The organism is Asticcacaulis sp. P4_H10 (assembly GCF_056400965.1).
Genome location: NZ_JBFUKH010000006.1, coordinates 65,439 through 80,024, shown reverse-complemented (window position 1 = coordinate 80,024; position 14,586 = coordinate 65,439). Strand labels below are relative to the sequence as shown.

Here is a 14,586-nt window from a genome sequence, read left to right as displayed (position 1 = left end):
CGCCATATCGCTCCAGGCGCGCCCAGCCCACCACCTGACGTTGCGTTAACCGAACCCGTTTGCGGTAAATTCAGACCTTTGTGCCAGGGTGTCACTGCTCCACGCAGAAGGACACCCGTATGTTGATGCTCCAGCCGTTGCGTAAGTATGCCGATTTCAAGGGCCGCGCCCGTCGGGCGGAATACTGGCAATTTATCCTGTTTCAGTTCCTTGTCGGCTTTGTTCTGAGTTTCGTCGCGACACTCAGCGGCAAGGGCTCACCCCTGAATATCCTGTCGATTATCTTTTCGCTGGCCATGCTCGTTCCGACCTACGCAGTCAGCGTGCGCCGTCTTCACGACATCAATCGCACCGGCTGGTGGCTTCTGCTTCCCTCCGCGGTGTTTGCCGTCACCCTCCTGATCTTTGTATTTACCCAGGGAATGGCCATGGCCGAATCCCTGAGCGGCATGCCCTCCTCGCAGCTTAGCCCGGCGGACATGATGCGTGGTTCCGTAAGCGCCGTCGGCAGCTTTATGGCCTGGGTCGTCCTGCCGACCTTTCTCGCCTGCGTCGTCACCTTTATCTTCCACGTCACCCCGGGCACGGAGGGTTCCAACCGTTTCGGCCCCGATCCCAAGGGCGGCAGTACGGCGGATATCAGCGTCTTCGACGACGAGCGCATCGATGCGGCCATAGCTGAGGCCAAGACCGGCAAGCGCGAGCGTGACCCGGACTACAAGCCGGTGTTCGATTTTACCTCGCCCCTGCCGACCACAACGGTCGCTGCCGCACCGCCGCCCCCCATATCGACGGCTCAGGCACGCACCACGCCGACCTTCGGCAAGCGGCGCTAGGTTCTGTTTTGTCGCGATATTCAGCCAAAAACCACTACACACTTTTTGGCATATCGCTCTGACCGTCTGGCCTTGCCGTGTTGAATCGGCTAAGGCTGACGCATGGTTGATTACTCCCACGAAGCGTTTTTTGACGGTCTGGTCTGCGGTGTCGACGAAGCCGGGCGCGGCCCGTGCGCCGGGCCCCTGTGTGTCGCCGCCGTCATCCTCGACCCGGCACGCCTGCCGGCCGGCATCGACGATTCCAAGGCCCTGACCGAGGCGCGACGCTTCGCACTGGAACCCGAAATCAAGGCGGCAGCCATCGCCTGGTCCGTGGTGACGGTGACGGTCGAGGAAATCGATACAATGAACATCCTGGCGGCGACCATGGCCGGCATGGCGCGTGCAGTCGAAAGCCTGGCCCCGGCCGCTCACCACGCCCTGATCGACGGCAACCGCTGCCCGAAACTGGCTATTCCGTCGACGGCCCTGGTCGGTGGCGACGCGCGCTCATTGTCGATCGCGGCGGCCTCCATCCTTGCCAAGACCGCCCGCGACCGCATCATGATCGAACTGGACGGCGTTTATCCCGTCTATGGCTTCAAGAAGCACAAGGGCTATCAGGCCGAAGCGCATCTCGAGGCCCTGCGCCTGCACGGCGCGTCGCCGGTCCACCGCCGCAGTTGGGCGACCATCCGCGACCTGGTCGTCGCCTGATCAACTGGCCCTATTGCGGAACAAAACGAATCCAAAAGTGAGTCCGAAAAGACTCACCCACAACAAAAGCGAATCGATCGATTCGCGACGAGTCAAGCTTAACCTTTCGTTAAGCGGTAACGGAGTCTAGTCGTCGGCTTCAAAGCCTTGCCCCCGCGCGGCAAAACGCCCGCCCGGACAGACGAAAGACCGTCATATGCCGAAGCTCAAAGCCGCCCTCGCGCCCGCAGCCATTCCTGCCCTCTCTTCACCTCTCAAGTTCGACACCATCCATGTCGGCGAGTGCGTCGAGGTGCTGAAGACCCTGCCCGACGCCAGTGTGGACCTGATCTTCGCCGACCCGCCCTACAACCTGCAACTGGGCGGGGACCTGCTGCGTCCCGACAATTCCAAGGTCGACGCCGTCGACGACGAATGGGACCAGTTCGCCAGCTTCGAAGCCTATGACGCTTTCACGCGCGACTGGATGCGCGAATGCCGCCGCGTCCTGAAAGATGACGGCGCCATGTGGGTCATTGGCTCGTACCACAACGTTTTCCGCCTGGGCGTGTCGCTCCAGGACCTCGGCTTCTGGGTGATGAACGACGTCATCTGGCGCAAGTCGAACCCGATGCCGAACTTCAAGGGCACGCGCTTCACCAATGCGCACGAGACCCTGATCTGGGCCACAAAAGGCAAGGGCCAGAAGCGCTACACTTTCAATTACGACGCCCTGAAGGCTTTCAACGAAGACACGCAGATGCGTTCGGACTGGACCATTCCGCTGTGCACCGGCGACGAGCGCCTGAAGGATGAAAACGGCGACAAGGCACATCCGACGCAAAAGCCGGAAGCCCTGCTCTATCGCGTCCTGCTGGCCTGCTCGAAGCCCGGTCACGTCATACTCGACCCCTTCTTCGGCACCGGCACCACCGGGGCTGCCGCCAAGCGCCTCGGCCGTCACTATATCGGCATCGAACGCGACATCCGTTACGCCATGCACGCTCGTGAGCGCATCGCCAAGGTTCAGCCGGCGACCGCCGAGGATCTCAAGATCATGGGCTCAAAGAAGGCCGAACCGCGCATACCTTTCGGCGCCCTGGTCGAAGCCGGTCTGCTGCAACCGGGCGATATGCTTTATACGCCGAAGGGCGACCGCACGGCGCGGATCCGCGCTGATGGCTCGCTGGTCCACGGCCAGTTGTCGGGTTCGATTCACAAGATGGGCGCGATGATGGAACAGAGCCCGGCGTGTAACGGCTGGACCTACTGGCGCTTCAAAACTGATGCCGGCCTCAAGCCTATCGACGACCTGCGCTCGCGTATCCGCGCGGATATGAATTAATCCGAGCCATTCATAGCGAGATCGCTTGAAGCGGGCTGCTTGTCGGCCCGTTCGAAGTGCGCTGTCACCAGCAGCACGCGGCCCTCGGTCGGCTGACCATCATCAGCCACTGGGCCGACAACGGTCTGGCTGACATTGTTGAGCGCAATCTCGACAAAGTTCGGGTCGCGAATATCGTTCGGGGCGGCTTCGCAGTCAGTCATTCCGCCATTCTTGCCAATCACGCAGGTGATGTCGAAGCTCTTGCCCTGATCCAGCAGGTCGAGATTGCTGTTTTCCGGCTGATACTGCGATTGCGCCGGGCCTTCGATGACCTGGACATCCGACAACTCGATTGTATCGGCGATTGGCGCCTCTGGCACAGCAAACTTTACGGGCTCCGGTATTGACGGCAAGGCAAAGGTGAAGGGTTGCGGCATGGGCTGCAGGCCTTCAACGGATGCAGGTGCATCCTGGGCAACCGCGATACCCGGCACCGAGAGGGCCAGGGCAGCAACGGCAGAAAGGGTCTTGGCCAAACACATCTCGGCCTCCTGTTTTCACAGATTCGGGAGATCAGCCTAGGCCGCCACGGTGAGCTGTCCAATAGGGTTTATTTCGCTAAAGATCAGGACAGCATTAAGATTTTACAAGGATTTTACAATCCGCGAATCAGTTGAGGAAGGCCAGCGCCTTGCGGAAAACGGTCGGCAACTGGCGCCCCTGCGTGAGCGGAATGAACTGCCAATCATTGCGTTGCCTGAGCATTTGAGACGCCTCAACAGTATCGACCTGACGCACGAGGACGGTCTGCGTCAGGGCGAAATGCGTGAAGACATGGTCGAAGCTGCCCTTGCGCACAAACGGTCCCGGCATAGGCGGTTCAGCCGACGCCTCTCCTTCGCGCCACGGACTGTGCGGAAAGCCCAGCATTCCCCCAAGCAGGCCCTTGTCGGCCCGACGCTCGACAAGGACTGTGTCGCGGTTGACGATCAGATAGAGATCTCCCTGACGCCGTGGCTTGGCCGCCTTGGCGTGCTTGACTGGGAACACTTCCTGCCGGCCCTGCTGAAACGCCGTACAGCCCTCGCGCAACGGACACAGCATGCATGTCGGTGACTTCGGCCGGCAGATCGCCTGGGCCAGATCCATCAGGGCCTGCGGCCAATCGCCTGGCCGCGCATCCGTCACCCATTGCGCCGCGGCTTGGCGAACCTGCGGGCGGCCTTCCGGCAAGGGCATCTCGATGGCATAGAGCCGCGTTATGATCCGTTCGATATTGCCGTCAATGACATTTGCGGGTTCATCAAACGCGATCGCCGCCACTGCCGCCGCCGTATAGGGCCCGAATCCCGGCAGCTTGAGCAATTCAACTTCGGAACTGGGAAACCGCCCACCGTGCTCCGTCACCACGGCGCGGGCGCATTTGATCAGGTTGCGCGCACGCGAATAGTAGCCGAGGCCCGCCCACTCGGCCATGACCTGCTCGTCCGGCGCGGCGGCCAGATCGGCCACGGTCGGCCATAAACTCAGGAAACGCTCGTAATAGGGTGTGGCGTGTGGCGTCGTCGTCTGCTGCAACATGACTTCGGACAACCAGACGCGGTACGGGTCTCGCGCCCCACGCCGCCACACAAGGTCGCGGCCGTGGCTGTCATACCAATCGAGAAGTTGTTGTCTAAGGCGCAAAACCTGCGCCTTGTCCTTTTCCAAAACGACTTCCTTCACTATACTCGCCGCCATGAAACGGTCCCTGCCCACTGTCGAAGAAGCGGTACGCATCCTGCGCACCACACATACGCGCCGCGCCCCCAAGGCACCGCCGACCGTAAAGAAGCAGGTTCAGCCCTTGCTGAAAAGCCTGGAAGCGAAATTCGCGGCCAGCGACGACGGCTCAACCAAGCTGCGCGCGCGCTGGCCGGAAATCGCCGGAGAGCAACTGGCCCGGATCTGTGAACCGGTCAAGATCATCAAGGTCAAATCGACCGCCGCGAACCCCAAGGCAGGTACACTCGAGGTCCGCGTGTCGGGTTCTTTCGCACCGCTCATCCAGCACCAGGCGCCAACCCTGATCGATCGCGTCAACCTTTATCTCGGCGGTCGCCTCATTGATCGCCTGAGAATCGTCCAGGGACCGCTGACGGAAACCAAGCGAACGGCACCAAAACCACGGCCGCGTCCGCTCAATGCCTCTGAGGAGGTGCGCCTGCGCGATATGGTCGCGGATGTGTCGGATGACAAGCTACGCAACGACCTGCTCAGGCTGGGGCGCGCGATACTGATGCGCGGCGCACAAGGGTCTGGCCACAAATAAGGCAAAAACACAGTTGACAAACAGGGTCACCTCCTGTTCCCAAAAGCAATCAAACCGTCACGGGGAAACCGATGCTTCTTTCCAATCATTCTGCGCGCGCAATTGCCCTCGGCGCCTTTGCAGGCGTCGCCCTGCTGGTCGCAAGCTGTGGCAAAAGCGGCGGCTCGACCGACACGGTCACCTCGGACGACATGGTGCTCGGGAATGCCGACGCCCCCGTGACCGTCGTGGAATATGCTTCGGTGGCCTGCCCGATCTGCGCCGTCGTCAACCAGAACGTCATGCCTGAGTTTAAGGCCAAGTATGTCGAAACGGGCAAGGTCAAGCTGGTCTACCGTCCGATGCTGACCGGTAACCCCCAGGTCGCCGCCGCCGGCCACATGCTGGCCAAGTGCGTGACCAAGGACAAGCAGTTCAAGGTCATCGACGCGATCATGCGCGCCCAGCGCCGCATGGACGAAGGCGGCGCGCCCGAGCAGTATGTCAATGCCCGCCCGGTCCTGATCAGCATCGCCCAGTCCGCCGGCCTCAGCGAAGAGCAGTTCAACACCTGCATCACCGACAAAAAGTCGCTGGAAAAGCAGAACGAACTGAACGAGACCTATGGCCGCGAGCATGACATCTCAGGGACCCCGACCTTCTTCGTCAATGGCAAGAAGATGACCCTGGTCAAGGGCGATATCTCCGATTTCGACGCTGTCCTCCAGCCGCTGCTGAAGAAGTAAGGATCACTATGAAAACCGCTCTGCGCGCTCTCATGCTCGGCAGCCTCGCCGCTGCCGCCCTCACCTTCGCCAGCTGCTCCAAGGGGCCGTCCGCCGCTGCCATCGGCGAGGAAATGACGCTTGGCGAAGCCAAGGCGCCGGTGACCATCATCGAATACGCGTCGGTGACCTGCGCCCATTGCGCCGAGTTCCACAAGGACGTCATGCCGCAGTTGATGTCGAAATACGTCGCGACGGGCAAGGTGCGCATTGTCTACCGCGAATTCCTCACCCCGCCGCAGGACGTCTCCGCCGCCGGCACCCTGACGGCGCGCTGCGCCGGCAAGGACAAGTATTTCAAGGTCGTCGACGCCATCATGCGCGCCCAGCCGGAAATGTTCGCCGGTGGATCGACCGACAATGCCCGTCCGGTGCTGCAACGCATCGCCAAGGACGTCGGCGGCCTGAATGCCGACCAGTTCGCCAAGTGCGTCACCGATCCGGAAAGCCTGGCCACGCTTCAGGCCAATGTCGAAAAGTTCCGCGAGCAGGACAAGATCACTGGCACGCCGACCTTCTTCATCAATGGCAAGCAATTGCACCGGACGTCGGGCGATATCGCTGATTTCGATCGCGCCCTGGCACCTCTTCTGGCCGGAAAGTAGGACCGACGTGCGGGGGCTTGCAGGCATTTTGATTGCCATGACCATGCTCTTGGGGAGCAACGCTTTTGCTGTTGCTCCCAAGAAACCCTTGGCAAAGCCTGCTGCCGCGAAAGTGGTCAGGGCGCCCGTCCTGCCCGCTCACGTCGTGCCGGCCGAACCCGGCATGCTGCCCGATATGAGCCTGGGTAACCCCAAGGCGCCGATTACGGTCATCGAATACGCCTCGGCTGCCTGCCCGCACTGCGCCCACTGGAACAAGGACATCTGGCCCGCCTTCCAGGCCAAGTACGTCGCCACCGGCAAGGTCCGTTACATCTTCCGTGAGATCGTGACCTCGCCTGCGGAATACGCCCTGTCGGCCTTCATGATCGGCCGCTGCGCTGTCGCCAGAAGCAAGACGCCGGCCAATTCTGCGCCCTATTTCGCCGTGCTGGAAACCTTCTTCACCGGCCAGGAAGCCTATTTCGAGTCTGGCGACCTCAGCCCACTGACCCAGGGCGTACAGAAGAAGACCGGGCTCGATCCAATGGCGCAACTGGATTGCGTGACGGATGAAAAGCAGCTCGACGCCTTCTACAAGACGATGAGAGCCCACGCCGAGCAGCACAATATCCGCATGACGCCAAGTTTTGTCGTCAACGGCAAGCTGATCGACGGGCACGAGATGGCCGAACTCGACGCCGCCATCGCCGCAGCCCAGAAATAACCCCTGAAGAAATAATCCCCTGAAAAGCGAATAGCGCTTGGCAATTGTCTTGTCAGGCGATTTGCGCTGATATAGGCGCGATAGAGATGATTCTTGCCGCCCATAACGGGTGTGCAATCGCACTGCCGAATTCCGAAAGAATTCGGGACATTAATGCCTAAAAAGGCCCTTCGTTGCAGTTCCAGAAGCTCAAACTGTCAGGATTTAAGTCCTTCGTCGATGCGACCGAGTTCCGCATCGATCCGGGCCTGACCGGCATTGTCGGGCCGAACGGCTGCGGCAAGTCGAACCTGCTGGAAGCCCTGCGCTGGGTCATGGGCGCGACTTCGGCCAAGGCGATGCGCGGCGCCGGCATGGACGACGTCATCTTCGCCGGATCGGACAAGCGCCCGTCGCGCAACTGGGCCGAAGTCACCCTGACCATCGACAATGCCGAGCGTCTGGCGCCCCAGCCTTTTACCGATCAGCCGGTGCTGGACGTCGCCCGTCGTATCGATCGCGGCGCGGGCTCCAGCTATCGCATCAACGGCAAGGAGGTGCGCGCCCGCGACGTGCAACTGCTGTTCGCCGACGCCTCGACTGGCGCCAACTCGCCCGCCCTCGTCCGCCAGGGCCAGATATCGGAACTGATCGGCGCCAAACCGCAGAACCGCCGCCGCGTCCTCGAAGAAGCCGCCGGCGTCTCGGGCCTGCACACCCGCCGTCACGAGGCCGAACTGCGCCTGACGGCTGCCGAAGCCAATCTGGCGCGCCTGGAAGACATCGCCCGCGAACTGGACACCGCTCTGTCGCGCCTGAAGCGCGAATCGCGCCAGGCCGAAAAGTACCGCAAGATCTCGGCGGAAATCCGCGCCCTGCAGAAATCCATCCTGCACGCAAAATGGCTTGAGGTCCGCAGCCTGCTGGAAGGCACGGTCAGCGAAATGCAGACCCTGTCGCTACGTGTCGAAGAGACTGCCAAAGCGGCCGCTATCGCCCAGACCGAACAGATCAACGCTACCGAGGCTGTGCCGCCCCTGCGCGAAGAAGAGGCCGTCGCCGCCACGGTCATGCACCGCCTCAACATCGAGAAAGAGCGGCTCGACCTCGAAGAAAAGCAGATTATCACCGAGATCGAACGGCTCAAGGGCGAACTGAGCCGCATCAAGGCCGACCAGCAGCGCGAACTCGACCTGTCGTCAGACGGCTCGGTCCAGATGGAGCGCCTGCAATCGCTGCTGGCCCGCGTCCGTCAGGAAATTGCCGACGCCCCATCGCGCGAACCCGAACTGAAACGCGCGGTCGATGAAGCCGAGGAAAAGCGCGTCAATGCCGACAAGGCGATCGAAGTCCTGGCGGCGCAACAGGCTGCGCTTCAGGAGCGCCAGAAGCTCGAGGCCTCGCGCCTGCAGGAGGCCAAGTCGCGCTACGATCGCCTGAGTGCGCAGCTGACCCAGGCGATGAATGAGCGCAAGGCGCTCGGCAATTTCGACTATGATGCGCTGGAGTCCTTACGCAACGACGCGGCCAACGCGCTGGCCCAGCTTGAAGCCGCCCGCAAGGACGCCGAAGTGCTGGAAGGCGGCCGGGTCGAACTGGTCAATGCCGAGGCTCAAGCACGCAAATTATCGCGCGAACTGGAAGACCAGTTGGGCCGCCTGACCGCTGAAGCGCGCGGCCTGAGCCAGATCCTGAGCGGTCCGCAAAAAATGACCGGCCAGCCGGTGCTCGACCAGGTCCGCCCCGACAAGGGCTTTGAGCTGGCGCTGGCGGCGGCGCTTGGCGACGACCTAAATCTCACCCTCTCCAAGGCCGGCGCGCTGGATAAGCTCGCCTTCTGGACCGAAGATTTTGAGAGCCGCGCAGCCAAGATGGACCTGTCTGCGTTAGGCGTTGCGCCGTTGAGCCAGCATGTCCGCGCGCCTGACGCCCTGTCTTTACGTCTGTCGACCATCGGTGTCGTCGCGCAAGGCGACGGCGACCGCTTGCAGGGGCAACTGCCGGTCGGCGCGCGCCTGGTCTCCAAGGAAGGCGACCTATGGCGCTGGGACGGCATGATTGTGCGCGCCAAGGCACCCAAGCCTGCCGCCGTCCGGCTGGCGCAACGCAACCGCCTGGAAGAGCTGGAAAGCGAGATCGACGGCCTCAAGCCGCGCCAGGCCGCAGCCCAGAAGGCGCAGACCGAAGCCGCCGATACCCAGCGCAGACACGAGGACGCCCTGCGCCAGGCGCGCCAGAAGCTGCCTGACCTGGAACGCACCGCCCGTGCGCGTCAGCAGGGCCACGACGACCGCCTGCGCGCCCAGACCCAGTACGAGGCACGGCGCGAGCACCTCGACGCCAGCCTGACGCGCCTGGAATCCGACCACAAGGAAATCGAGCATCTCTACAAGGCCGCGATGGCCAGCCAGTCGCAGTCCGGCCAGGCCGAGGCTATGAACGACATGCTGGTCCAGGCGCGCCGCCTGGCCGACACGCACCGCCAGGCCGTCATGACCGCGCGCGCGCAGCTCGATCAGGAAGCCCGCGACCGCCAGGCCCGCGAGGGCCGCGAACGCAATCTCAGCCGCGAACTGACCGACTGGACCCGCCGCACCGGTGATTCGGGTAACCGCCTGGCTGAGCTGGAAGAGAGCGAAAACAAGAGCCGCGAGGCGCTCAGCAAGGCACAGGCGGCGCCGGCCGAGTTCGAAACCCGCCGCGTCGCCCTGGTCGATCAGCTCGAGATCGCCCAGAAACGCCTCAGTGAAGCCCGCGACCAGTTGAATGCGGCGGAGAGCGCCCGGAGAGACGCCGATATCAATGTCCGCGGCGCTGAAACAACCGCCGCCGCCGCCCGCGAAGAACGTGCCGGCACAGCCGCCCGCCTCGAAGCCATCCAGCAGCGTACCGCCGAGATCGAGGCCACCATCCTCGACCAGACCGGCGGTACGCCCGACGATCTGGGCAAGCGCCTCAAGGAAGAAGCCATCGCGACGCCAGCCGATGCGTCGGGCGCGGAATCGCTGCTGTCGGGTCTTGAGAAGGAGCGCGATGCACTCGGCGCCGTCAACCTGCGCGCCGAAGAAGAAGCGTCCGAATACGAATCACGCCTCGACACCCTGTCGAAAGAGCGCTCGGACCTGATTACCGCCATCGCCAAGCTGCGCGACGGTATTGACGAACTCAACGCCGAAGGCCGCGAACGCCTGCTGGCGGCCTTCGAGATCATCCACGAGCATTTCAAGACCCTGTTTGTCACTCTGTTCGGTGGCGGGTCTGCCGAGCTGCGCCTGGTCGAATCAGACGATCCGCTGGAAGCCGGCCTCGAAATCTATGCCTGCCCGCCGGGTAAGCGCCTGTCGACCATGAGCCTGATGTCGGGCGGCGAGCAGGCCCTCACGGCGACCGCGTTGATCTTCGGCGTCTTCCTGGCCAATCCGGCGCCGGTATGCGTTCTCGACGAAGTCGATGCGCCGTTGGACGACGCCAATGTCGATCGCTATTGCCGCCTGCTGGCCGAGATGCGCAGCCGCACCAAGACGCGCTTCATCGCCATCACCCACAACCCCGTCACCATGTCGCGCATGGACCGCCTGTTTGGCGTCACCATGTCCGAACGCGGCGTGTCGCAGCTGGTCAGCGTCGATCTGTCGCAGGCCGAAGCCCTGGTTGCGGAGGACGTCGCCTAGGCGTTTTTCCTATATTATTCCGATAATTCCGCCGCTTTCTGCGACCCTTCACCGTCAATTGTGACAATCGGTGAGAATTGCGCCGCAATTGCTTGACCTTTCAGCCCCGCTTGAGTAGTTTCCGCGCCGTTCTAAGACGGCTAACATCTGTTATCCGCCTGTTAGGTGCTGAACGTGACAGATGAACCCCCCGATGGGTCGAAGACGGACAATTTGGACGATCTCGACCGGCGCCTGAAGGCGATCGAAGCGCGCAGACGCAAGACGGTCGACACGAAGGCGGAAGTCGGCGCCAACAAGGGCTTCCAGGTCCTTGGCGAACTGCTGGGGGGCATTCTGGGAGGTTTGGGACTGGGTTGGCTTGCCGACACCTATGTTTTTCACGCGCAACCGTGGGGCATGATTGTCGGGACCATTCTGGGGATGATCGTGGCGATGTACGCGATCATCAAGTCCAGCCAGTCACGCTGATCCGCGCGGCCGGCATCTGAGATAGGAACACCAAGCCGGCCATTCCAGCCGCATTGCTGAATTATTCGCGTTCGCGCAGTCTTCGCGCCGGACCGCATCCAAGAGGTTTAAGAGGCTCATGGCCGATCCAATGCACCAGTTCCAGATCCAGAAGGTCGTCGACCTTCCGGCTGTGGAAGTCTTCGGCCTTTCGATCGACATGTCGATCACCAACTCGGTGCTGGCGATGCTGATCGCTGTTGGCTCGATGATCGCCTTCTTTGCCGTCACGACAGCGCGTGCCGCGATTGTTCCCGGCCGTGGCCAGGTCATGGCCGAAGGCCTGTTCAACACCATCGATGGCATGGTGGAATCGATCATCGGCCACGATGGCCGCAAGTTCCTGCCCTACGTCCTGACCCTGTTCCTGTTCATCCTGGGCTGTAACCTGGTCGGCATGTTCACATACTTCACGGCGACGTCGCAGCTGGCGGTGACTATCACCCTGGCCCTCATGACGATCGGCCTGGTCATCGTGGTCGGTCTGGTCAGCCATGGCCTCGGCTTCTTCAAGCTGTTCCTGCCGTCGGGCGTGCCCTGGTACCTGGTGCCGCTGATCATTCCGATCGAAATCATCTCCTTCTTCGTTCGCCCGATCACCCTGGCGCTTCGTCTGTTCGGCAACATGGTCGGCGGTCACATCGTGCTCAAGGTGTTTGCCGGCTTCGTTATCTCGCTGGCAGCGCTGGGCATGGGCGGCGTCCTGGGCGCCATCATCCCTGTGACGGCAATCGTTGCCCTCACGACCCTCGAATTCCTGGTCGCATATCTGCAAGCCTTCGTGTTTGCGGTTCTGGCCTGCGTCTATCTCGGTGACGTGGTCAATATCGGCCACCACTAATCTTCATCCTTTTTGACTAACGGAGTTTTTCCATGGCTTTGGACCTTCAATCCGCTCAGGCGATCGCTAGCGGCCTGCAATTCATCGGCGCTGGTATCGCGACCTTCGGCATGATCGGCGCCGGTATCGGCCTCGGCATCCTGTTCGGTAACTTCTTCAACGGCGCCCTGCGCAACCCTTCGGCCGCCAAGGAACAGCAAACCAACCTGTTCATCGGCATGGCGCTGACCGAAGCGCTCGGCATCTTCGCGTTCGTTGTCGCCCTTCTGATCCTCTTCGGTTGAGCCGATAAAGGCTCAGGAACACGACATGTACGCCGCAACCTCACCCGAAGCCGCGCCACTCGCTGCCGCCGACACACCTGTGTCCGCGCAAGCGGTAGCCGGGGATTCGACGGTGCCTTTTGCTGAAACCGAGCCGCACGGTGCTGCGTCGGACCATGTTACGGAAACGACCGAACATGGCGCCGAGCATGGGTCGGGCGGTCTTCCCCAGCTGGATACCCAGCACTGGGGCGGACAGATCGTCTGGCTGCTGATCGTTTTCGTCGTGCTTTATGTGATGGTCGGCCGCGTCTTCGCGCCGCGCCTGCGTAAAGCCATCGATACGCGCGGCGCCACGATTGCCGAGGACCTGGCCAATGCACGCGCCAACCGCGATGAAGCTGAAGCTCAGGCCAAGGAAGCCGCGGCAGAAACCGCCGCGGCCCAAGCCCTGTCCAAGAAGCTGGCGGCGGAAGCCGTGGCCAAGTCGAACGCGGAGATCGCGGCGGCCCAGGCTACGGAAGACGTCAAGCTGAACGCCCGTCTGTCGGAAGCCGAAGCTCGCATCAAGGCCGCTCGTGACGAAGCCATGAGCCACGTCCGTGACATCGCCTCGGAAACAGCCTCGGCCGTTGTGCAGAAGCTGACCGGCAAGGCGGCAACGCAGGCAGCCCTGCGCGCCGCCCAGCAGAAGGTATAAGATCATGTTCAATTTCGCAGAACCGGAATTCTGGGTCCGCGTTGGCCTGCTGATCTTCTTCCTGATCCTGGTCATTGCCGGCGTTCCGGGTGCCATCTGGAAAAGCCTTGGCGACACCGGTAAGGCCGTTCGCGCCGAACTGGATGAAGCCGTGCGCATCCGCCAGGAAGCGACCGACCTGCTCAACAGCATCAAGACCCAGCGTCAGGAAGCTGAACTGAAGGCCAAGGAGATCATCGCCCTGGCCGAAGAGCAGGCACAACGCCTGACCGAAGACGCCCGCGTCAAGCTGGCCGAGACGATCAAGCGTCGCGAAGAACAGGCAGAGCGCAAGATTGCGCAAGCCGAAGCCCGCGCCGCTGCCGACGTCAAGGCCGCTGCCGCCGACCTGGCGACGCAACTGGCTGAGACCATCCTGACTGAACGTACGGCCGGCCTCGGCGCCGACCCTGCGGTCGACAAGGCTATCGGACAGCTGGAAGGCCGCTTCTCGTAAGCAGCACCGTCTATCGAAAAAGACAAAGGCCCGGAGTTCGCTCCGGGCCTTTTCTTATGCGTTACGCCTGAGCAGGCGACTTCCCACCATACCGACGAGAGCTGTGAGCACACCAGCTTCCACTGCAACAAGTGCGTCACCGGCAGAGACAAGCCATTGCAAAGGCTCACTGCGCATTTCAGCATCGATAATCCAGAAGTAGACATAGGCCACATAGGCAATGCCGAGCGCGCTCACCGCCGGTCCCATCCAAGCCAAGGCGGCCAGAAAACCATAAGACTGTGCAGGTTTCCTTTGCAGTAACCGGGTCAGGACGATCACCGCTCCCGACGCCGCCAGGACGAGGTTGGCAAGCACCGAGAATTTTACGATCAGGCTGGCTGCACTGAACAAAAACAGCGGATTTAGAAATAACAGAATCTTGTCTGCCATAGTCATGTGCCCCTCCCCGGACAATTTCCACGAGAGGCTAACACGGTTCGGCGGCAATACAAAAAGCCCTCCGGAATGATCCGAAGGGCTTTGAAACTCTTAGCCGAAGGCCGGTCTACGCGGACGGAACACGCCACGGCGGAAGCGGAACAGGAAGCGGTCCTTGCGGCGCAGGAAGTGGCGTTCGGTGCGCAGCATGTTCAGCCACATCAGGGCGACAACCTTGGCGCCCGGGCGCAGGAGGGCACGGACAGGACCGAAAATCTTGGGGTAACGGCGGCGCATCTGGATAAAGCTGCGCTTGGCCCAGGTCGAGTTGCGCAGGACGAGAATCAGGCCGCCGATAAAGAAGGGCACGCCCAGCGGCCCTGGCAATGGCGCAATCAGGACGCCAAATGCCATGAGCACGAAGCCCACCAGCATCAATGACATCTTGACCAACAGTTTCATCTCGTCGCGTTCCCGTA

General features: G+C 62.0%; 17 protein-coding genes. 13 read left to right on the top strand and 4 right to left on the bottom strand.

Annotated elements, in window-relative coordinates:
- Positions 1-119: 119 nt before the first annotated feature.
- The 3 genes from AC1DON_RS12105 to AC1DON_RS12095 all read left to right on the top strand — a co-directional run bounded on the left by AC1DON_RS12105 (position 120) and on the right by AC1DON_RS12095 (position 2,859).
- Positions 120-836: a DUF805 domain-containing protein gene (locus AC1DON_RS12105; RefSeq protein WP_476935055.1), complete on the top strand. Its 717-nt coding sequence runs from the start codon at positions 120-122 to the stop codon at positions 834-836.
- Between the two features lie 102 nt (positions 837-938).
- Positions 939-1,535 carry a ribonuclease HII gene (locus tag AC1DON_RS12100; RefSeq protein ID WP_476935054.1) on the top strand — a complete coding sequence of 199 codons (597 nt, stop codon included), beginning with the start codon at positions 939-941 and terminating at the stop codon, positions 1,533-1,535.
- A 196-nt stretch (positions 1,536-1,731) separates the two neighbouring features.
- The gene (locus AC1DON_RS12095) at positions 1,732-2,859 is read left to right on the top strand and encodes a DNA methyltransferase (RefSeq protein ID WP_476935053.1); all 1,128 of its coding nucleotides are present in this window, start codon (positions 1,732-1,734) and stop codon (positions 2,857-2,859) included.
- On the opposite strand, the gene AC1DON_RS12090 is transcribed toward AC1DON_RS12095, so the two are convergent.
- Complete coding sequence (locus tag AC1DON_RS12090) at positions 2,856-3,383, bottom strand: hypothetical protein (protein ID WP_476935052.1); 528 nt, start codon at positions 3,381-3,383, stop codon at positions 2,856-2,858. The two genes, AC1DON_RS12095 and AC1DON_RS12090, sit on opposite strands and share 4 nt — an antisense overlap.
- 127 nt (positions 3,384-3,510) lie before the next feature.
- Positions 3,511-4,581, bottom strand: coding sequence for an A/G-specific adenine glycosylase (gene mutY / locus AC1DON_RS12085; protein ID WP_476935051.1), 1,071 nt, complete (start codon positions 4,579-4,581; stop codon positions 3,511-3,513).
- On the opposite strand from mutY, the gene AC1DON_RS12080 reads away from it, so the two are divergent.
- The 10 genes from AC1DON_RS12080 to AC1DON_RS12035 all read left to right on the top strand — a co-directional run bounded on the left by AC1DON_RS12080 (position 4,580) and on the right by AC1DON_RS12035 (position 13,687).
- A complete protein-coding gene (locus AC1DON_RS12080; RefSeq protein ID WP_476935050.1) occupies positions 4,580-5,152 on the top strand; it encodes a DUF721 domain-containing protein in 573 nt (190 codons plus the stop codon). The two genes, mutY and AC1DON_RS12080, sit on opposite strands and share 2 nt — an antisense overlap.
- Before the next feature lie 71 nt (positions 5,153-5,223).
- Positions 5,224-5,877, top strand: a complete 654-nt coding sequence (locus tag AC1DON_RS12075; protein WP_476935049.1) for a thioredoxin domain-containing protein — start codon at positions 5,224-5,226, stop codon at positions 5,875-5,877.
- Between the two features lie 8 nt (positions 5,878-5,885).
- Positions 5,886-6,521 (top strand): DsbA family protein, encoded by a 636-nt coding sequence (locus AC1DON_RS12070; protein ID WP_476935048.1) that lies wholly within the window; start codon positions 5,886-5,888, stop codon positions 6,519-6,521.
- Positions 6,522-6,609: 88 nt separating this feature from the next.
- A complete protein-coding gene (locus tag AC1DON_RS12065) occupies positions 6,610-7,227 on the top strand; it encodes a thioredoxin domain-containing protein (protein ID WP_476935047.1) in 618 nt (205 codons plus the stop codon).
- A gap of 173 nt (positions 7,228-7,400) precedes the next feature.
- A complete protein-coding gene (gene smc / locus AC1DON_RS12060; RefSeq protein WP_476935046.1) occupies positions 7,401-10,877 on the top strand; it encodes a chromosome segregation protein SMC in 3,477 nt (1,158 codons plus the stop codon).
- 174 nt (positions 10,878-11,051) lie between these two features.
- On the top strand, positions 11,052-11,348 hold the full coding sequence (locus tag AC1DON_RS12055) for an AtpZ/AtpI family protein (protein WP_476935045.1): 297 nt from the start codon (positions 11,052-11,054) through the stop codon (positions 11,346-11,348).
- A 118-nt stretch (positions 11,349-11,466) separates the two neighbouring features.
- The gene (locus AC1DON_RS12050) at positions 11,467-12,228 is read left to right on the top strand and encodes a F0F1 ATP synthase subunit A (RefSeq protein ID WP_476935044.1); all 762 of its coding nucleotides are present in this window, start codon (positions 11,467-11,469) and stop codon (positions 12,226-12,228) included.
- 32 nt (positions 12,229-12,260) lie between these two features.
- Positions 12,261-12,512, top strand: coding sequence for a F0F1 ATP synthase subunit C (locus tag AC1DON_RS12045; protein WP_209718130.1), 252 nt, complete (start codon positions 12,261-12,263; stop codon positions 12,510-12,512).
- Between the two features lie 25 nt (positions 12,513-12,537).
- Positions 12,538-13,191 carry a F0F1 ATP synthase subunit B family protein gene (locus tag AC1DON_RS12040; protein ID WP_476935043.1) on the top strand — a complete coding sequence of 218 codons (654 nt, stop codon included), beginning with the start codon at positions 12,538-12,540 and terminating at the stop codon, positions 13,189-13,191.
- A 4-nt stretch (positions 13,192-13,195) separates the two neighbouring features.
- On the top strand, positions 13,196-13,687 hold the full coding sequence (locus AC1DON_RS12035) for a F0F1 ATP synthase subunit B family protein (protein ID WP_476935042.1): 492 nt from the start codon (positions 13,196-13,198) through the stop codon (positions 13,685-13,687).
- 54 nt (positions 13,688-13,741) lie between these two features.
- Here the strand turns inward: AC1DON_RS12035 and AC1DON_RS12030 are convergent, their stop codons facing one another.
- Positions 13,742-14,125 carry a hypothetical protein gene (locus AC1DON_RS12030; protein ID WP_476935041.1) on the bottom strand — a complete coding sequence of 128 codons (384 nt, stop codon included), beginning with the start codon at positions 14,123-14,125 and terminating at the stop codon, positions 13,742-13,744.
- Positions 14,126-14,218: 93 nt separating this feature from the next.
- On the bottom strand, positions 14,219-14,569 hold the full coding sequence (locus AC1DON_RS12025; RefSeq protein ID WP_476935040.1) for a hypothetical protein: 351 nt from the start codon (positions 14,567-14,569) through the stop codon (positions 14,219-14,221).
- Positions 14,570-14,586 lie beyond the last annotated feature (17 nt).